Origin of the sequence: Paraburkholderia sp. BL17N1 (genome assembly GCF_003634175.1) — a bacterium.
In the GTDB taxonomy this organism is placed as follows: domain Bacteria; phylum Pseudomonadota; class Gammaproteobacteria; order Burkholderiales; family Burkholderiaceae; genus Paraburkholderia.
This window is the reverse complement of the sequence record NZ_RBIW01000001.1, coordinates 734,404-753,069: the sequence shown is the minus strand read 5'-3', so window position 1 is coordinate 753,069 and position 18,666 is coordinate 734,404. Positions and strand designations below refer to the sequence as shown.

Sequence of the window (18,666 nt, the reverse complement as noted above, 5' to 3'; positions counted from 1 at the left end):
TGAGCGCCGGCGGAAAGGTTCGCGGCGGCCTGGAACTGCAAAAATTTTCGTGGACGTCGATCAGACGTCGCGCCGCGTGAGCAGCATCGCGTCGCCGTAGCTGAAGAAGCGGTAACGCTGCTCGATCGCATGGCGATAGGTTTCGCGAATCGTCTCGACGCCCGCGAAAGCCGACACGAGCATCAGCAGTGTGGATTTCGGCAAATGGAAATTGGTGACGAGCCGGTCGACCACGCGGAATTTATAGCCCGGCGTGATGAAAATGTCGGTTTCCGTGCTGGCTGCGGCCAACGGGCGACCTGCGGCTTCGGCGTCGCGCGCGGCGGCTTCGAGCGCGCGCATCGAGGTCGTGCCCACCGCGATCACGCGGTTGCCGCGCGCGCGCGTCGCCGCGATCTGGTCAGCGAGCGATTGCGGCAAGTGATACCACTCGCTGTGCATCTTGTGCTCGGCGAGATTCTCGACCCGTACCGGCTGGAAGGTGCCCGCGCCGACGTGCAGCGTCAGCGTCGCGCGTTCCACGCCTTTTTCGTCGAGGCGGGCCAGCAGCGTGTTGTCGAAATGCAGGCCGGCCGTGGGCGCGGCCACCGCGCCGGGATTCTGCGCGAACACCGTTTGATAGCGGGTTTCATCGGTCGAATCGGGATCGTGCTCGATGTACGGCGGCAACGGCAGCCGGCCGAACTGCTCGATCAGCGTCAGACAATCGTCGGGGAAATGCAGCGTGTAGAACGGCTCGACGCGCTCGCCGACCGTGACGTCGAAGGCATCCGCCAGCCGGATCGTCGTACCCGGCTGCGGACTCTTGCTTGCGCGGATCTGCGCGAGCGCCGTGCGCTCGCCCGTGAGCCGCTCTACCAGCACTTCGATCTTGCCGCCACTGGCCTTCTGGCCGAGGAAGCGCGCCTTCAGGACTTTGGTATCGTTGAAGACCAGCAGATCGCCGGCTGTGATGCATTCGGGCAACTCGGCGAAACGGCGGTCGATCAGGCGTGCGGGGCCGGTGGCGTCGGCCGGGTGATCCACCTCGAGCAGGCGGCTGGCGCTGCGCTCGGGCAGCGCGACTTGCGCGATCAGCTCGGGAGGCAGATCGAAATCAAAATCGGAAAGCGTCAACATACGAACGACTGGAAGCGAAATGAACTGAATTGAGCCGAAGCCGGAGCCGGGCGGCTATGATTGCGGGACGCCAGAGCGGCCCGCGAGCCCGCGCGCTGTATGGCGCCGAACCCTTTGACAGCCGATATTGTACTTGCGAAGCAGCCAATGCCATTGTCCGACCGCCGATCGCCCTCCGTTACCGATGAAGTGAGCGCCGAACCCAGGCGCCGCGTCTCGCGCGGCAAGGCGGTGGCGGGAGTGAGCGACGCGGGCCAGGGTGTCGGCGCGGACGCCGGGTTGAACGCTGGAAAAGCTTCGCGACAGAGTGACGAGTCGGATGGCAAGCCCGTTGACGAAGTTGGCGGCAAACGCGCCGGCGAGCCCGCTGAAACATCTGTCGGCGAGCGCGTCGGCCTTGTGGATCCATCCGGTGACACACACGTCGGCAAGCCTGCCGACATATTCGGCGACAGGCCCGCCGGCAAGCCCGGCCCCAAGGTTGCCGCAAAATCCGCAGTGAAGTCCGGCGCGAAATCCGCCGCCAAACCCGCGGACAAAACCGCCGACAAGCTCGCCAAACTCGGCCTGACGCGCGACATCGACCTCGTGCTGCATTTGCCAATGCGCTACGAGGACGAAACCTCGCTGACGCCGATCGGGCATCTGCTGCCGGGCGGCGTTGCGCAAACCGAAGGCGTGGTGTTCGACAACGAGATCGCCTATCGTCCACGCCGTCAGTTGTTGGTGAAACTGCGCGACGACGCCGGCGACGAACTCGTGCTGCGTTTTCTGAATTTCTACGGCTCCCAGGTCAAGCAGATGGCGATCGGCGCGCGGCTGCGGGTGCGCGGCGACGTGCGCGGCGGTTTCTTCGGCATGGAGATGGTGCATCCGGCCGTACGCGTGGTCGACGAAGACACGCCGCTGCCGCAGGCGTTGACGCCCGTGTATCCGAGCACCGCAGGCGTAACGCAGGCGTATCTGCGCAAATCCATCGACAACGCGCTGTCGCGCACGTCGCTGCCGGAACTGCTGCCGGAGTCGGTCGCGCGGACGTTTATGGAGCCGCTCGGCGTGCCGTCGCTGATGGACGCTGTGCGCACGCTGCATCATCCGGGCGTTCAGTCCGATGAGACCGCGTTGATCGACGGCACGCATCCCGCGTGGGTGCGCATCAAGTTCGAGGAATTGCTCGCGCAGCAGATGTCGCTCAAGCGCGCGCACGACGAACGCCGCACCCGCGCGGCGCCGGCCATGCCGCGCCGCAAGCTGGGCGACGAATCAGCGCTGGTGGCGCGTCTGCTGAAAGCGCTGCCGTTTTCGCTGACGGCGGCGCAGGAGCGCGTCGGCGGCGAGATCGCGCTTGATTTGACGCAGCCTCATCCGATGCAGCGGCTTTTGCAGGGGGACGTCGGCAGCGGTAAGACGATCGTCGCCGCGCTGGCCGCGGCACAGGCCATCGACGCCGGCTACCAGGCCGCGCTCATGGCGCCGACGGAAATCCTCGCCGAACAGCACGCGCGCAAACTGCGCGGCTGGCTGGAGCCGCTCGGCGTGAGCGTTGCGTGGCTGGCCGGCAGTCTGAAGGCCAAGGAAAAGCGCGCCGCGATCGAAGCCGCCGCGCTCGGCACCGCGCAACTCGTGATCGGCACGCACGCGATCATTCAGGACGCGGTCGAGTTCGCGCGCCTCGGGCTGGTGATCGTCGACGAACAGCACCGCTTCGGTGTCGCGCAGCGGCTCGCGCTGCGCGCCAAGGCACTGAACGCCGCCGATGGCGCCCGTAACTTCCAGCCGCATCAACTGATGATGTCCGCGACGCCGATTCCGCGCACGCTTGCGATGACGTATTACGCCGACCTCGACGTCTCGACCATTGACGAATTGCCGCCCGGGCGCACGCCGATCCTGACCAAGCTGGTGTCCGATGCACGGCGCGAGGAGGTGATCGGACGCGTGCGCGAGGCTGCGTTGACGGGGCGCCAGGTGTACTGGGTGTGTCCGTTGATCGAGGAAAGCGAGACCTTGCAGTTGCAGACCGCGGTCGAGACGTATGAGACGCTGGTGGCCGCGTTGCCCGAACTGAATGTCGGTCTCGTGCATGGACGGCTTGCACCGGCTGAAAAGGCGGCCGTGATGGATGCGTTCACGCGTAACGAGGTGCAGCTGCTGGTGGCGACGACGGTGATCGAAGTGGGCGTCGATGTGCCGAACGCGTCGTTGATGGTGATCGAGCATGCGGAGCGGTTTGGGCTTGCGCAGTTGCATCAGTTACGGGGACGGGTGGGGCGCGGGAGTGCGGCTTCGGTTTGTGTGCTGCTTTATACCGGGCCTTTGTCGATGACTGCGCGGGCGCGGCTTCAGACAATGCGGGAGACCACTGATGGGTTTGAGATCGCCAGACGGGATCTCGAGATTCGTGGACCGGGCGAGTTTTTAGGGGCGCGGCAGTCGGGCGCGGCGATGTTGAGGTTTGCTGATCTTCAGAATGATCAGTGGTTGATTGAGCCTGCGCGGGAGGCTGCGGCGGTTTTGCTTGAGAAGTTTCCCGAGGTCGTGTTGCAGCATCTGGCGCGCTGGCTTGGCGCGCGGGAGCAGTTTTTGAAGGCTTGAAGGTGAGGATTTGCCTGCTCGGCGGGTTTTTTTGTGTTGGCCTTTCCTTGGCTTGTTAGTGGTCTATTAGCGTCGCCCCTGTGCGGGGCAGGACGTGTCAGAAATCTTGTGTGCTGAGGCCGGTTAGAAATCTCAGTTGATGGCGCTGGTGAACCGCTCGCCGAACAGAATGGCGAACTGATTGACTGCTTGCCGCCAGGTGATAGGTGGCATCTTCCAGTCCTTTTCGATGTTGCGCAAGGCCAGGTATAGCAATTTGCTGGCGGCTTCGTCGCTTGGGAAGTGACTGCGGTTCTTGACGATCTTGCGAAGCTGCATGTGCATGCTTTCGATCGCATTTGTCGTGTATATGATTCTGCGTACTTCCGGCGGATAGGCGAAGAAGGACCTATCCGTAATTTCGTGGGCGGGGCATATCATGAGGGATCAAGGTCATGGATATGCCGATGAAAAAGAAACGCACCGTCGCGTCTCAGGCAGCGGCCCGCGGGCCGCTGCCTGAACTGCCTGAAGCGCTGCTGGATGAACTGGTGAAGGGTCCGATGACGCCCGCCGAGGTTCAGGACCTGATGCTGGCGTTCAACAAGGCGCTCATCGAGCGCGCGATGGGCGCCGAAATGAACATGCATCTGGGCTACCGGCCCGGCCAGCCCAAGCCTGCGGAGCAGACCAATGAACGCAACGGCGCCAGCGGCAAGACAGTCATCACCGAGCGTGGCCCGGTGCGGGTCGATCTGCCGCGCGACCGTGAAGGCAGCTTCGAGCCGATCCTGATTCCCAAACACGAGCGCCGTTTCACGGGCTTCGACGAACGCATCATTGCCATGTACGCACGCGGCATGAGCGTGCGCGAGATCCAGGCGTTTCTGGCCGAAAGCTATGGCACCGAGGTCTCGCCCGACTTCATCAGTTCGGTCACCGATGAGGTGATGGCCGAAACGCTTGCCTGGCAAAGCCGTCCACTTGAGCCGATGTACCCGGTGGTGTTCTTCGACGCGCTGCGCGTGAAGATCCGTGGTGACGGTGTGGTGAGCAATAAGGCGGTGTATCTGGCGCTGGGCATTCAGGCCGACGGCCAGCGCGACGTGCTCGGCCTGTGGATCGAGCAGACCGAAGGTGCGAAGTTCTGGCTGAAGGTGTTCAATGAACTGAAGACCCGGGGCTGCCAGGACATCCTGATCGCGGTGGTCGACGGCCTGAAGGGGCTGGCCGAGGCGATCGGCACGGCGTACCCGCGCACGGCCGTGCAGACCTGCATCGTGCACCTGATCCGCAACAGCCTGGAATACGCCAGTTACAAGGACCGCAAAGGCGTCGCCGCAGCGCTGCGTCCGGTCTATGCCGCCGCGAACGAACAGGCCGCGCAGCAGGCCCTGGAGGCCTTTGCCGAAGGGCCATGGGGCGCGAAGTATCCGACCATCGTGCAGTCGTGGCGACGGGCGTGGGAGAACGTCACACCGTTCTTCGTGTTTCCGCCCGACATACGCCGTGTCGTCTACACCACGAATGCCATTGAGAGCCTGAACATGCAACTACGCAAGATCATCAAGACCCGCGGCCACTTCCCCAACGACGAGGCCGCCATCAAGCTATTGTGGCTGGCATTGCGCAACGTGCTGGCGAAGTCTGTACGGGCGGCATTCGACTGGTCCTCCGCCATGAACCAGTTCGCTATTCTGTTTGGAGAGCGTTTTACCAACGCACGCGGGTAACTCCGCTAACCGCCTCGCACACAAAAATGCGGACAGGCTCGCGAAGAACGGAATGACCTGTTCCCATTGGCGCTGCCACATCGCGGCGACCGTTGGGAATTTCTTGCCCCATTCGCTTTGCGAGAAGGCTTGCAGCACCGCCTCAGCGGCTTCGGCGGTGGCGGCCTGATAGATCGGCTTGAGCGCCGCAGCCAACGGCTTACGGTCCTTCCAGCTCGCCAGATTCAGCGAATTACGGATCAGATGCACGATGCAGGTCTGGATCTGCGCGGCCGGAAACACCGCCTCGATGGCCTCCGGGAACCCACGCAGGCCGTCGACCACCGCAATCAGGATGTCGTGCAAACCGCGATTCTTCAACTCGTTGAAAACCTTCAGCCAGAACTTGGCGCCTTCGGTTTGCTCGATCCACAAACCCAGCACTTCCTTGCGCCCGTCGGCCCGAATGCCCAGCGCGAGGTACACCGCCTTGTTCCTGACCGTGCCTTCGTCGCGGATCTTCAGTCGAAGTGCGTCGAAATACACGATCGGATACATCGCCTCGAGCGGGCGTTGCTGCCACTGTTCGACTTCGGCCAGCACCTCGTCGGTGACGGTCGAAATCAGATCGGGCGACACCTGTAGGCCATATAGCTCCAGCAAATGGCCCTGAATCTCGCGCACGCTCATGCCGCGCGCGTACATGCTGATGACGTGATCGTCAAAGCCCGGCAGCCGGCGCTGATACTTGCCGACCAGTTGCGGCTCGAATGTCGCCTGCCGGTCACGCGGAATGTCCAGATTCAGTTCGCCATTGGGCGTGATGACCGTCTTGGGGCTGGTGCCGTTGCGGTGGTTGCCGGACTTGCCTTGCCCGGTCTCGGCTTCCAGATGGTGGCTCAACTCGGCCGCGAGCATGCGCTCGGCCAGCCGTTTCTTGAGCTGGCCGGCCAGACCTGATTCGCCCAGGACCGACTCAGCATCCTTGCCCTGCACCTGGGCAAGCAATTGGTCGATCAACTCATCGGGAAACAGCTTCGGTGCCTTCGGGTTCCTGTTCTTCTTTGTCACGGTTGCTTCGGTCATAGGACGTTATTTCCGTTATCGTCTCATGACCTCGGCACACAGAAAATCTGACAGGCTCGCGGGGCAGGCACCTACTTTCTTTGCCGCGGTGTATGGACCACTAACAAGGCAAGGAAAGGCCAACCCCACCGAACCCCCAAAGCGCCCCGCGCAAACAACCCCAAACAGTTGGCGAACCGACCCTATAGGTGTATAACTAGAACCTATCGAACTCACCGCACTGATTGGTCCCCTAATGACGCTCACCGAATTGAAATACATCGTCGCGGTCGCCCGCGAGCGGCACTTCGGCCGGGCCGCCGAAGCGTGTTTCGTTAGCCAGCCGACGCTGTCGGTGGCCATCAAAAAGCTCGAAGACGAACTGAACGTGCAGATCTTCGAGCGCGGCACCAGCGAAGTGAGCGTCACGCCGATCGGCGAACAGATCGTCACGCAAGCGCAACGCGTTCTCGAACAGACGCTCGCCATCAAGGAAATCGCGAAACAGGGCAAAGATCCGCTGGTCGGGCCGCTGCGTCTTGGCGTCATCTACACGATCGGGCCGTACCTGCTGCCCACACTCGTCAAGCAGATGATCAAGCGCGTCCCGCAAATGCCCTTGATGCTGCAGGAAAATTACACGCTCAAGCTGATCGAACTGCTCAAGCAAGGCGAAATCGATGTCGCCATCATGGCGCTGCCGTTTCCGGAAACCGGCCTGATGCTGCGCCCGCTATACGACGAGCCTTTCGTGGTTGCCTTGCCGTCTGGGCATGCCTGGGAAAACCGCCCGAAAATCGATGCTGACGATCTCAAGCAGGAAACCATGCTGCTGCTCGGCAGCGGTCACTGCTTCCGCGATCATGTGCTGGGCGTCTGCCCGGAACTGATGCGCTTTTCGCAAAACGCGGACGGCATCCAGAAAACCTTTGAAGGGTCCTCGCTGGAAACCATCCGCCACATGGTGGCGAGCGGTGTCGGCATTACCGTGCTGCCGCGCATGTCGGTGCATGAAGTCAAGCCGCACGCCGGCGGCATCGATTCGGGGCTGCTGAGCTACGTCGCTTTCGACGAGCCCGTGCCGGATCGCCGCGTCGTGCTGGCCTGGCGCAAGAGCTTCACGCGCATGCCCGCGATTGAGGCCATTTGCGACGCTATCAACTCCTGCGATCTGGCGGGCGTCAAGAAGCTCGATTTGCCGGTCGCGGTCAACTAGACGGATGCCCCACAAAGGCTGGCTCGCTGCGTAAGCGCAGCGGCCGGCTTGGCGCCCATACAAGGCGCCGACAGCCGCCAGGCCTATCGAATAGATAAAATTAATCAAACACGTTATTTCGATAGCATTGTTATAGTTTCCTCCATGGATCGCCCGATCCCAAAGACCCCGGAGGAAATCATGACGCAATCCAAGCCGCGACAAGTCCAAATCCTCGTCCCTCGGACGGCCGTTGCGCCGAGCCGTTTTGCCGCCTCGATGCTCAGCGCGCGCACTGTCATGTTTTCCCTGCTGGTCGATCGGGCCTTGTCCGCCTAGCGCATGAGCCTCTGGCCTCAGCGTGCTGCGTCGCGCCCCCACAATCTGTTTCGATAAAAGCCAACCAGGAGTCACGCATGTCCGAACGTAAGCTCACCAGTGCCGCCGGCGCACCCGTCGCCGACAACCAGAATTCGATGACCGCAGGCGCGCGCGGCCCGGTTGTTTTGCAAGATGTCTGGCTGCTCGAAAAACTCGCCCACTTCGATCGTGAAGTGATCCCGGAGCGCCGCGTTCACGCCAAAGGTTCAGGTGCATTCGGCACGTTGAAGGTCACCCACGACATCTCGCGCTACACGAAGGCCAAGGTGTTCGCGCAAGTCGGCAAGGAAACGCCGCTCTTCATGCGCTTTTCGACGGTCGCGGGCGAGCGCGGCGCAGCCGATGCCGAACGCGACGTACGCGGTTTCTCGATCAAGTTCTACACGGAAGAAGGCAACTGGGACGTGGTCGGCAATAACACGCCGGTATTCTTTATCCGCGATCCGCTGAAGTTTCCGGACTTCATCCACACGCAAAAGCGCGACCCGTACACCAACATGCGCAGCAATGTCGCCGCGTGGGATTTCTGGTCGCGTCATCCGGAATCGCTGCATCAAGTGACGATTCTGATGAGCGACCGCGGCATTCCGCAGAATTATCGTCAGATGCACGGCTTCGGCTCGCACACGTATTCGTTTATCAACGCCGCCAACGAGCGTTTCTGGGTGAAGTTCCATTTCAAATCGATGCAAGGCATTGAGAACTTCACCGATGCGGAAGCGGCACAAGTCGTCGCGCAAGACCGCGAAAGCGCGCAACGCGATCTGATCGGCAACATCGACGCGGGCAATTTCCCGAAGTGGCGCTTCGCCATTCAGGTGATGCCGGAAGCAGAGGCCGTCACGTATCGCTTCAACCCGTTCGACATCACGAAAGTGTGGTCGCAGAAGGACTATCCGTTGATCGACGTCGGCACGATCGAGTTGAATCGCAACGCACAGAATTACTTTGCCGACGTGGAGCAGGCGGCGTTCACGCCCGCCAATGTGGTGCCGGGTATCGGCTTCTCGCCGGACCGTCTGTTGCAGGGCCGTCTGTTCTCATACGGCGATGCGCAGCGCTATCGGCTCGGCATCAATCACCATCAGATTCCGGTGAATGCAGCGCGCGTCCCGAGCCCGCATTCGTTCCATCGCGACGGCGCGATGCGCACGGACGGCAACCTCGGCGGCAACGTGAATTACGAGCCGAACCGCTTCGGCGACTTCGCGCAGGACGCCAACGCAGCCGAACCGCCGCTCGCGGCGGGCACGGTGGATCGCTACGATCATCGGCTGGACGACGACTACTACACGCAGCCGGGTATGCTGTTTGCGCTCTTCGATACGGCTCAGCGCGAGCGTCTGTTCGGCAACATCGCACGCCATATCAACGGCGTGCCGCAGGAAATCGTTGCGCGTCAGATCGAGCATTTCCGTCGCGCGGATCCGGCTTACGCGCAAGGCGTGATCGCCGCGATGGCCGACCTCGCGGAACGCAGCGGGCAATAAGCAGCAATCGCACAGTTGAAGTCATGCAGTAGAGCGAGCGCATTTGCGTTCCGCTAGTACCGATACGAACCGAAGGAGCACGATCATGATGCAGATGATGACGAGCATGTCAGGCGGCACGTCAGCCGCAAACAGCGCGCAACGGCATGCATGGGTCGCGCGCAGGGCGGTAGGCTTTGCGATCTTCGCGAGCGGAGTGGCCGTGATCGTCGCGCAGGCGCTGCAACACGCGCTCGGCGGCTGATCGAAGCCGCCGCCGTGATGCGGCAAGTGGCCACGCGTCATACGAACGCAGCAGCTTTCCAGGCTAAACTGTCGAGCGTTCGAGCTGTCGAGTTTGCTATCCGCAGACCGTCACTTTGCCGACCGGTTCGTATCACTCTTCAAAGGAGTCATCATGGCCAAAAAAGAAGCCACAGCAGCCGTACAGCACGTCAATATCGGGATCAGCGACAAAGATCGCAAGAAGATTGCAGAAGGTCTGTCGCGCCTGCTCGCCGACACCTACACGCTGTATTTGAAGACCCATAACTTCCACTGGAACGTGACGGGTCCGATGTTCAACACGCTGCACCTCATGTTCGAAACGCAATACAACGAACTGGCGTTGGCGGTCGATTCGATCGCCGAACGGATTCGCGCGCTGGGTGTGCATGCGCCGGGCAGCTACAAGGAATTCGCCAAGCTGTCGTCGATTCCGGAAGCGGACGGCGTGCCGGCCGCGGAAGAAATGATCCGCCAGCTGGTGGAAGGTCAGGAAGCTGTCGTGCGTACCGCGCGCGCAATTTTCCCGTCGACGGAAGCCGCCAACGACGAACCGACGGCCGACCTGCTGACGCAACGCATGCAAACGCACGAAAAGACCGCGTGGATGCTGCGCTCCATGCTGGCTTAAGTATCTGCGCGCAAGGCGCCTCGTTTCGGCGCCGGCGTTGAAGTTGAAGTTAAAGTTGAATGCGACTCCAACAAAGCCTCCCTGCGCGGGAGGCTTTGTTTTTTTTCAGCGTCGTCGGCTTTATTCGCCTTGACAGCCCGAAAGCGGCGCGCCGTCCGCATCCCGTAAAATAGCCGCACCGTCTTCGCACTTTCACAGAATCCGCCCATGTTCGCCCGACTTCCCCTGTATCTGCGCCTCGTGCGCATGGACAAGCCGATCGGCAGCCTGCTGCTGCTGTGGCCGACGCTCAACGCGCTGTGGATTGCTTCCGACGGTCATCCCACGTGGCCGCTGCTGGTGATTTTCACGGTGGGCACGGTGCTGATGCGCTCGGCGGGTTGCGCGATCAACGACTACGCGGATCGCGACTTCGATCGCTACGTGAAGCGCACGGAGAATCGGCCGATCACGTCGGGCAAGATCAAGGCATGGGAAGCGGTGGCGCTGGCGGCCGCGCTGTCGTTGCTGGCGTTTCTGTTGATACTGCCGCTCAATACGTTGACCAAAGAGTTGTCCGTGGCGGCGCTTTTCGTCGCCGGTTCGTATCCGTTCACCAAGCGGTTTTTTGCGATTCCGCAGGCGTATTTAGGGATCGCGTTCGGCTTCGGCATTCCGATGGCGTTCGCCGCGATTCAGGGCCACGTGCCACTGCTCGCGTGGGTGATGCTGCTGGCCAATGTGTTCTGGTCGGTGGCGTACGACACCGAATACGCGATGGTCGACCGCGACGACGACATCAAGATCGGCATCCGCACGTCGGCGCTGACGTTCGGCCGCTTCGACGTGGCCGCGATCATGCTCTGCTATGCCGCGACGCTGGGGATTTACGTCTGGATCGGCGTGCTGCTCGGCTTCGGCGTGCTGTACTGGCTCGGATGGGCGGCGGCCGCCGGCTGCGCGATCTATCACTACACGCTGATTCGCAATCGCGAACGGATGGCGTGCTTTGCCGCGTTCCGGCATAACAACTGGTTGGGCGGCGCGCTGTTTGTCGGCATCGCCGCGCATTACGCGGCGGGCTCGTTTTAAGTTTTTTCGCGTGGCGTCGAGGCCGGTTCTGCGCTGCTATTCAGCAGGCGCCACCTCTGGCTCGAATTGTGGCGCCGCCGAACACCCTCACTGCTTGCCGAACTCGTCGCCCATTTCCTTCGCGCGGGCATCCGCGGCAAGTGCACCGCGCACGATCGCATCCTTAACGCCGCTCGCCTCGAACGACGCCAGCGCCGCCGCCGTCGTCCCGCCTTTGGACGTCACACGTTCGCGCAACACACTCGGCGGCTCGTCAGAATTCGCCGCCAGTTGCGCCGCGCCGGTGAAGGTCGCCACCGCCAGCGCGCGGCCTTGCGCTTCATCCATGCCGAGTTGGCGCGCGGCTTCCTGCAACGCCTCGATGAAATAGAACACGTAGGCCGGCCCGCTCCCCGAGATCGCGGTGACGGCGTCGATCTTCGCTTCGTCGTCGAACCAGACGGTTTCGCCGACCGCGCCTAGCACTTGCGACGCGAGCGCGCGGCCCGCTTCGTCGACGCTGCCGGTCGCGACCAGCCCCGTCACGCCCATGCCGATTAGCGCCGGCGTATTCGGCATGACACGCACGATACGGTGGTGCCCGTTCAGCCAGCGCGACATGTCGTCCATGCGAATGCCGGCGACGATGCTCACGGCCAGTTGCGACGCATGCAGATGCGGCGCCACTGCCTCGGCGACGCTCTTGAGGATCTGCGGTTTCACCGCCAGCACGACGGCGTCGTACGCGCCGAGCGCGGCATCCGCGGCGGCGCCGGTCTTGATGCCGAATTGCTGCTCATTGCGCTTGCGCGCGTCTTCGTTGGGGTCGATTGCGTAGAGGTCAGCGGGCGCGACGCCACGCTTGATGAGGCCGCCGATCAACGCAGCGGCCATGTTGCCACCGCCGATAAAAGCAATTTTCATGATGTTCCGAATGATGTGCCAAGTGCCGTGAAGAGCCTTAGGAGCCCGACAGGCCCGATAAGGTCAGTTAGAGTAATCTCGCGCGCCGAAGATGGCGGTGCCGACGCGCACGATCGTCGCGCCTTCCAGCACGGCAGCCTCGAGATCGCTCGACATGCCCATGGACAGCGTGTCGAGTTCGAGACCGTCGTTGCACAGACGCTCGAACAGTTCGCGCAAATGCCGATGCGGCACACGCTGTTCGTCGATGCCGCCGGCCGGCTCGGGAATCGCCATCAGGCCGCGCAAATTCAGCCTCGGCAGCGCGGCGATCGCCTGCGCGACTTCCACCGCCTCGGGAATGCTCACACCGCTCTTCGACGCCTCGCCGCTGATGTTGACCTGCAGGCAGACGTTGAGCGGCGGCAGATTGTCCGGCCGCTGCTCCGAGAGCCGCTGCGCGATCTTCAACCGATCCACCGAATGCACCCAATCGAACTGCTCGGCCACCGGCCGGGTCTTGTTCGATTGCAATGGACCAATGAAATGCCATTCGAGCGTGGCGCGCAGATCGGCGAGCGTCTCGATCTTGGTGAGCGCTTCCTGCACGTAGTTTTCACCGAAGGCACGCTGGCCTGCCGCGTAGGCGGCGCGCACGTCTTCGGCGGGGAAAGTCTTGGAGACCGCGAGCAGATGGACCGAACGCGTATCGCGTCCGGCCACGTGGGCGGCCATGGCGATGCGCTGCTGCACCGCCTCGAGGTTGTGAATCAGATCGGGCATGTCGGAACTGGAAGTCCAGCGAAAGTCGATTACCCGATTATACGGACAGCATGTGCTCGACCAGTTCGATCCAATGCGCGACCGGCGTCGACGTGCCGCTTTGCAGATGCGCAATGCAGCCGACGTTCGCCGACACGATCACCTGCGGCTCCTGCGCCTGCAGCCGATCGAGCTTCTGATCGCGCAGCGCGTACGAGAGCTTGGGCTGCGTCAGCGAGTAGGTGCCGGCCGAGCCGCAGCACACGTGACTGTCGGCGGGCAGACGCACCTCGACGCCCAGTGCGGTCAGCAAATGCTCGACCTTGCCGCGAATCTGCTGGCCATGCTGCAACGTGCAGGGCGGATGAAACGCCACCGTATGAACCGAGCGGCGGCGCGTGACCGAGACCAATGCTTCTTCGAACTCCGGCAGGATTTCCGCGACGTCGCGCGTCAGTTCCACCACGCGGCGGGCCTTTTCCGCATACGCCGGATCGTGCCGCAACAGGTGCGCGTATTCCTTGACCGTCGCGCCGCAGCCGGACGCGTTCATCACGATCGCTTCCACGCCCTGTTCGACGTAGGGCCACCATGCGTCGATGTTGGCGCGCAGGTCGTCGAGCGCGTCGTCGTTGTACCCCAGATGCAGACGGATCGCGCCGCAGCAGCCGGCATCCGGCGCGATCAGCGTTTCCACGCCGAGCGCGTCGAATACGCGCGCGGTGGCGATGTTCACGTTCGGCATCATCGACGGCTGCACGCAACCCGCCAGCATCAGCATCTTGCGCGGATGTTTCGCCGTCGGCCATTCGAGCGGACGCTGCCGCGCGGGCACCTTGTCGCGCAGCTTCTTGGGCAGCAGCGGACGAAAATGCTGGCCGATCCGCATGGTCGGCGTGAACAGCGCGCTGTTCGGCACAAAGCTCGCGAGCATCCGGCGCACCAGCCGTTGACCGAGCGGGCGCGTGACTTTCTCTTCAGTGAGCTTGCGGCCGATTTCCACCAGCCGGCCATATTGCACGCCGGATGGGCAGGTCGATTCGCAATTGCGGCAGGTCAGGCAGCGGTCGAGATGGACTTGCGTGCTGCGCGTGACCGGCGCGCCTTCGACCATCTGCTTGATCAGATAGATGCGTCCGCGTGGGCCGTCGAGTTCGTCGCCGAGTATCTGATAGGTCGGACAGGTGGCCGTGCAGAAACCGCAATGCACGCAATTGCGCAGGATGCCGTCGGCTTCGTCGCCATCGGGCGTGTTGCGAATGAAGTCCGCGAGGTTGGTTTGCATCGCGTCGCTCAGAAGTCGGGGTAGAGACGGCCGCGATTGAAGATGCGGGCCGGGTCGAAAGCGGTTTTCAGGCCGCGATGGATTTTCATCAGCGGCGCGGGAAGCGGGGTGAACACGCCCGCGCCGCGATCGTAGCCATGGCCGGTGCGGAAGATCGTGGCGTGGCCGCCGGCCTGTTTGGCGCTGATGCGCACGGTTTGCGCGTCGGTGTCGGTGATCCACCAGCGCTGGCCGCCGCCCCATTCCATGAGTTGCGCACCGGGCAATTGCAGCGGCTCCGTAATTGAAGGCAGCGCAAGGCGCCACAGCGCGGCCCGCGGCGGGATGGCGGCGAAGAACGAGTCGGTCTGTTCGCGCAGGCCGGCCCAGAAGCGTTCGGCTTCGACGGCATCGACCACCTCGCCGCCGAGCGCCATTTTCGCCGACTTGACCGCGGCCTCTGCGCCGGCAAGGCGCAAGACCAGCGTGCCATGACGCCACGCGCTCGCGGTAATCGGCAGCGGCCGGCCGCCCCATTCGTTGAGCTTACGGACTGCGTCGGTGCCGTTCATGTCGAATTTGAGCGTGGCTTCCGCCTGCGGCAGCGGCAGCACCTTGATCGACAGTTCGAGGATCAATCCCAGCGTGCCGAGCGAGCCGGCCATCAGGCGTGAGACGTCATAGCCGGCGACATTCTTCACCACCTGGCCGCCGAAATGCAGCTTCTGGCCCTGACCGTTCATGATCACGGCGCCGAGCACGAAGTCGCGCGCGGCGCCGGCCGACGGGCGGCGCGGACCGGCGATGCCCGCCGCGATGCAGCCGCCGAAGGTGGCCTGCGCCCCGAAGTGCGGCGGTTCGAAGGCGAGCATCTGATGATGCTCGGCGAGCGCGGCCTCGATCTCCAGCAGGGGCGTGCCCGCGCGCGCGGTGATCACCAGCTCCGCCGGATCGTACGCAATGATGCCGCGATAAGCGCGCGTGTCGAGGATGTCACCTTCCAGCGTCTGACCGTACCAGTCTTTGGTGCCGCCGCCACGGATGCGCAACGCGCGCCCCTCGGCGCTGGCCGAACGCACACGCTCCGACCACACGGCGACGATGTCGTCCTCTTCCATGGTGTCCTGCTTCGTTGTGTTTCGTTTGATTGTACCGGGCAGGGGCTGGCTGGCAACCAGGAGCGGACCCGCATCGGGTAATCAGGGTGAGAGCAGGAAAAACGGCGCCCACGCGGCTTATGCGCGATGCGTGGGCGGAACTGTACTGCGTTAGAACCGCGGCAGCTCAGGATGCGGCAGCAAGCCGCCACGCACATGCATCTTGCCGTACTCGGCGCAACGCGCTCGCGTGGGAATACCTTTGTCGGGGTTGAGCAGGCCGGGCGCGTCGAAGGCTCGCTTGACCGCGTGGAAGGTATCCCGCTCTTCCGGCGAAAACTGCACGCACATCGAATTGATCTTCTCGATACCCACACCGTGCTCGCCGGTCACTGTGCCGCCCAGTTCGACGCACGCCTCGAGGATGTCGGAACCGAACGCTTCTGCCCGGTGCCACTCGTCCAGGTCGTTGCCGTTGAACAGGATCAGCGGATGCATGTTGCCGTCTCCCGCGTGGAAGACGTTAATGCAGCGCAGGTTGTAGGTCTTCTCCATCGCCTCGATGCGCGCCAGCAGCGGCCCGATACTGCGGCGCGGCACGGTGCCGTCCATGCAGTAATAGTCGGGTGAAATGCGGCCGGCGGCCGGGAATGCGTTCTTGCGCCCCGACCAGAAGCGCAGCCGTTCGTTCTCCGAGCGGGAAATCTGGATGCGGGTGGCGCCCTGTTCACGCAGCACAGCGGTCATGCGCACGATTTCATCCGCGACTTCTTCGGGCGTGCCGTCCGATTCGCACAGCAGGATCGCCGCCGCGTCGAGATCGTAGCCCGCGTGGACAAATTCCTCGACGGCGCGCGTGGCCGGCTTGTCCATCATCTCCAGACCGGCAGGGATGATGCCCGCCGCAATGATGCCGGCGACCGCGTCGCCGCCTTTCACGACGTCGTCGAAACTGGCCATGATGACCTGCGCTGTTTGCGGCTTCGGGATCAGCTTGACCGTGACTTCGGTGACGATCGCAAACATGCCTTCGCTGCCGATCAGCACGGCCAGCAGATCGAGACCGGGCGCGTCGGGGCCGAGCGAGCCGAATTCGACGATGTCACCTTCCATGGTGACGGCGCGCACGCGCAACACGTTATGCACCGTGAGACCGTATTTGAGGCAGTGAACACCGCCGGAATTTTCGGAGACATTGCCGCCGATCGTGCAGGCGATTTGCGACGACGGGTCCGGCGCGTAATACAAACCGTAAGGTGCGGCGGCCTCGGAGATCGACAGATTGCGCACACCCGGTTGCACCGTGGCGGTCCGCGCGTAGGAATCGACTTCGATGATCTTGCGAAAGCGCGCGAGCGATACCACCACGCCGTGACGGATCGGCATGGCGCCGCCGGACAGCCCCGTGCCCGCGCCGCGCGGCACGATCGGCACGTCGAGACGGTGGCAGATCTGCACGATGCGCTGCACCTGCGATTCCGTCTCCGGCAACGCGACCGCAAGCGGCAGACGCCGGTAAGCAGCGAGGCCGTCGCATTCATAGGCGACGGTGTCCTCTTCGCGAAACAGCAGACAATGGGTCGGCAGTACAGCCATCAACGCCTGCACGACTTCGCGCTGGCGCTCGGCGAGTACTTCGGCCGTCAGTTCAGCGGGTGCGTTCATGTGACTTGTCTCCTCGTGCCCTTCAAGTCCAACGCGGCTGGCCTTCTAGCGTCGCCGCGCCGGACTACGCGTCATGCTGCCCAAGCGAAGATCTTGCCCGGGTTCATCAGATTGCGCGGATCGAGTGCGTGCTTGATGGAGCGCATGGTATCGACCGCGACTTCGCCGTGCTCTTCGAGCAGGAAGCCCATCTTGTGCAGGCCGACGCCATGCTCGCCCGTGCAGGTGCCGTCCATGCGCAGCGCACGCTGCACGATACGATGGTTCAGACGTTCGGCCTCGACGAGTTCTTCCGGCTTGTTGGGATCGATCAGGATCGCGACGTGGAAGTTGCCGTCGCCCACATGGCCGACGATGGGGCAGGGCAGCGGCGACGCTTTCAGATCCTGTTCCGTTTCCTCCACGCATTCCGCGAGGCGCGAGATCGGCACGCAGACGTCGGTGGTGACCGCGCGGCAGCCGGGCTTCAGTTGCAGCATGGCGAAATAGGCGTTGTGGCGCGCGTTCCACAGACGGCTGCGATCTTCCGGACGGGTCGCCCATTCGAAGCCTTCGCCGGCATTCTGCGCGGCGATTTCCTGGACCAGTTCCGCTTGCTCTTTCACGCCGGCCTCGGTGCCATGGAATTCGAAGAACAGCGTGGGCGCTTCACGCAACGTGAGATTCGAGTGGCGATTGATCGAACGGATGGCGAGCGAATCGACGAACTCGACGCGCGCAACCGGTACACCCATCTGGATCGTTTCAATCACCGCGCGCACCGCGGCGCCCATGGACGCGAACGCGCACACCGCCGCCGACACCGCTTCGGGTTGCGGATACAGGCGCACGGTGATTTCCGTGATCACGCCGAGCGTGCCTTCCGAGCCGACGAACATGCGCGTGAGGTCGTAACCCGCGGACGATTTGCGAGCACGCGTACCGGTTTTGATCACGCGGCCGTCGGCCAGCACCACGGTCAGCCCGAGCACGTTCTCGCGCATCGTGCCGTAGCGTACCGCGTTGGTGCCCGAGGCACGCGTGGCCGACATGCCGCCGATGCTCGCGTCCGCGCCCGGGTCGATCGGGAAGAACAGGCCCGTGTCGCGCAAAGCTTCGTTCAACTGCTTGCGCGAGATGCCGGGCTCGACCGTGACGGTCAGGTCTTCGGCGTTGATCGACAACACCCGGTTCATTTCCGACAGATCGATCGAGACGCCGCCTTGCACGGCAAGCAGATGCCCTTCGAGCGACGAACCGTTGCCGTAAGGGATGATCGGTACGTTGTACTGGCCGCACAGTTTGACGACGGTTTGCACGTCTTCGGTTGTACGCGCGAAGACGACGGCGTCTGGCAGTTGCGGGTCGAACGGCGATTCGTCGCGGCCATGATGGGTACGCACGGCTTCGGATACGGACACGCGATCGGCAAAGACGGCTTTGAGCGCGTTCAGCAACTCGGCGGGAAACGGTCGGCGCAGCGGGGCCGGCGGCACGGGATGATTCACGCATGTC

The 18,666-nt window shown here is 63.2% G+C and carries 14 protein-coding genes and 2 pseudogenes; 7 read left to right on the top strand and 9 right to left on the bottom strand.

The window, feature by feature from the left end; genetic code table 11:
* Positions 1-60 precede the first annotated feature (60 nt).
* Positions 61-1,119, bottom strand: a complete 1,059-nt coding sequence (queA, locus tag B0G82_RS03235; protein ID WP_116142869.1) for a tRNA preQ1(34) S-adenosylmethionine ribosyltransferase-isomerase QueA — start codon at positions 1,117-1,119, stop codon at positions 61-63.
* A 147-nt stretch (positions 1,120-1,266) separates the two neighbouring features.
* Here queA and recG point away from each other — a divergent pair, with 147 nt between their 5' ends.
* A complete protein-coding gene (recG, locus tag B0G82_RS03230; protein WP_241974468.1) occupies positions 1,267-3,714 on the top strand; it encodes an ATP-dependent DNA helicase RecG in 2,448 nt (815 codons plus the stop codon).
* Between the two features lie 132 nt (positions 3,715-3,846).
* Here the strand turns inward: recG and B0G82_RS03225 are convergent.
* Positions 3,847-4,098: pseudogene (locus B0G82_RS03225) on the bottom strand (transposase); the annotation flags it as partial.
* Positions 4,099-4,160: 62 nt separating this feature from the next.
* On the opposite strand from B0G82_RS03225, the gene B0G82_RS03220 reads away from it, so the two are divergent.
* On the top strand, positions 4,161-5,426 hold the full coding sequence (locus B0G82_RS03220; RefSeq protein WP_116148735.1) for an IS256 family transposase: 1,266 nt from the start codon (positions 4,161-4,163) through the stop codon (positions 5,424-5,426).
* Positions 5,427-5,465: 39 nt separating this feature from the next.
* Here the strand turns inward: B0G82_RS03220 and B0G82_RS03215 are convergent.
* Positions 5,466-6,491: pseudogene (locus B0G82_RS03215) on the bottom strand (IS256 family transposase); the annotation flags it as partial.
* A gap of 235 nt (positions 6,492-6,726) precedes the next feature.
* On the opposite strand from B0G82_RS03215, the gene B0G82_RS03210 reads away from it, so the two are divergent.
* From B0G82_RS03210 to ubiA, 5 genes are all read left to right on the top strand, one after another.
* Positions 6,727-7,686, top strand: a complete 960-nt coding sequence (locus B0G82_RS03210; protein WP_106284513.1) for a LysR substrate-binding domain-containing protein — start codon at positions 6,727-6,729, stop codon at positions 7,684-7,686.
* 395 nt (positions 7,687-8,081) lie between these two features.
* A complete protein-coding gene (locus B0G82_RS03205; RefSeq protein ID WP_121306629.1) occupies positions 8,082-9,536 on the top strand; it encodes a catalase in 1,455 nt (484 codons plus the stop codon).
* 85 nt (positions 9,537-9,621) lie between these two features.
* Positions 9,622-9,780: a hypothetical protein gene (locus B0G82_RS39975; protein WP_199730049.1), complete on the top strand. Its 159-nt coding sequence runs from the start codon at positions 9,622-9,624 to the stop codon at positions 9,778-9,780.
* A 153-nt stretch (positions 9,781-9,933) separates the two neighbouring features.
* Positions 9,934-10,431, top strand: coding sequence for a Dps family protein (locus B0G82_RS03200; protein WP_106284510.1), 498 nt, complete (start codon positions 9,934-9,936; stop codon positions 10,429-10,431).
* 207 nt (positions 10,432-10,638) lie between these two features.
* Positions 10,639-11,502, top strand: coding sequence for a 4-hydroxybenzoate octaprenyltransferase (ubiA, locus tag B0G82_RS03195; RefSeq protein ID WP_106284509.1), 864 nt, complete (start codon positions 10,639-10,641; stop codon positions 11,500-11,502).
* Between the two features lie 87 nt (positions 11,503-11,589).
* On the opposite strand, the gene proC is transcribed toward ubiA, so the two are convergent.
* From proC to B0G82_RS03165, 6 genes are all read right to left on the bottom strand, one after another.
* The gene (gene proC, locus B0G82_RS03190; protein WP_121306628.1) at positions 11,590-12,405 is read right to left on the bottom strand and encodes a pyrroline-5-carboxylate reductase; all 816 of its coding nucleotides are present in this window, start codon (positions 12,403-12,405) and stop codon (positions 11,590-11,592) included.
* A gap of 63 nt (positions 12,406-12,468) precedes the next feature.
* Positions 12,469-13,167, bottom strand: a complete 699-nt coding sequence (locus B0G82_RS03185) for a YggS family pyridoxal phosphate-dependent enzyme (RefSeq protein WP_121306627.1) — start codon at positions 13,165-13,167, stop codon at positions 12,469-12,471.
* A 37-nt stretch (positions 13,168-13,204) separates the two neighbouring features.
* Positions 13,205-14,431, bottom strand: coding sequence for a glycolate oxidase subunit GlcF (glcF, locus tag B0G82_RS03180; protein WP_121306626.1), 1,227 nt, complete (start codon positions 14,429-14,431; stop codon positions 13,205-13,207).
* 8 nt (positions 14,432-14,439) lie between these two features.
* Complete coding sequence (gene glcE / locus B0G82_RS03175) at positions 14,440-15,528, bottom strand: glycolate oxidase subunit GlcE (RefSeq protein ID WP_121306625.1); 1,089 nt, start codon at positions 15,526-15,528, stop codon at positions 14,440-14,442.
* Between the two features lie 150 nt (positions 15,529-15,678).
* Complete coding sequence (locus tag B0G82_RS03170) at positions 15,679-17,172, bottom strand: FAD-linked oxidase C-terminal domain-containing protein (protein ID WP_121306624.1); 1,494 nt, start codon at positions 17,170-17,172, stop codon at positions 15,679-15,681.
* A 71-nt stretch (positions 17,173-17,243) separates the two neighbouring features.
* On the bottom strand, positions 17,244-18,659 hold the full coding sequence (locus B0G82_RS03165; protein WP_121306623.1) for an FAD-linked oxidase C-terminal domain-containing protein: 1,416 nt from the start codon (positions 18,657-18,659) through the stop codon (positions 17,244-17,246).
* Positions 18,660-18,666: the final 7 nt, after the last annotated feature.

Coding starts and splice junctions, on each gene's coding strand:
- B0G82_RS03220 (WP_116148735.1), top strand. CDS start 4,161: ATGAAAAAGAAACGCACCGTCGCGTCTCAGGCAGCGGCCCGCGGGCCG.
- ubiA (WP_106284509.1), top strand. CDS start 10,639: ATGTTCGCCCGACTTCCCCTGTATCTGCGCCTCGTGCGCATGGACAAG.
- queA (WP_116142869.1), bottom strand. CDS start 1,119: ATGTTGACGCTTTCCGATTTTGATTTCGATCTGCCTCCCGAGCTGATC.
- B0G82_RS03205 (WP_121306629.1), top strand. CDS start 8,082: ATGTCCGAACGTAAGCTCACCAGTGCCGCCGGCGCACCCGTCGCCGAC.
- B0G82_RS03200 (WP_106284510.1), top strand. CDS start 9,934: ATGGCCAAAAAAGAAGCCACAGCAGCCGTACAGCACGTCAATATCGGG.
- B0G82_RS39975 (WP_199730049.1), top strand. CDS start 9,622: ATGATGCAGATGATGACGAGCATGTCAGGCGGCACGTCAGCCGCAAAC.
- proC (WP_121306628.1), bottom strand. CDS start 12,405: ATGAAAATTGCTTTTATCGGCGGTGGCAACATGGCCGCTGCGTTGATC.
- B0G82_RS03170 (WP_121306624.1), bottom strand. CDS start 17,172: ATGAACGCACCCGCTGAACTGACGGCCGAAGTACTCGCCGAGCGCCAG.
- recG (WP_241974468.1), top strand. CDS start 1,267: ATGCCATTGTCCGACCGCCGATCGCCCTCCGTTACCGATGAAGTGAGC.
- B0G82_RS03185 (WP_121306627.1), bottom strand. CDS start 13,167: ATGCCCGATCTGATTCACAACCTCGAGGCGGTGCAGCAGCGCATCGCC.
- B0G82_RS03210 (WP_106284513.1), top strand. CDS start 6,727: ATGACGCTCACCGAATTGAAATACATCGTCGCGGTCGCCCGCGAGCGG.
- glcE (WP_121306625.1), bottom strand. CDS start 15,528: ATGGAAGAGGACGACATCGTCGCCGTGTGGTCGGAGCGTGTGCGTTCG.
- glcF (WP_121306626.1), bottom strand. CDS start 14,431: ATGCAAACCAACCTCGCGGACTTCATTCGCAACACGCCCGATGGCGAC.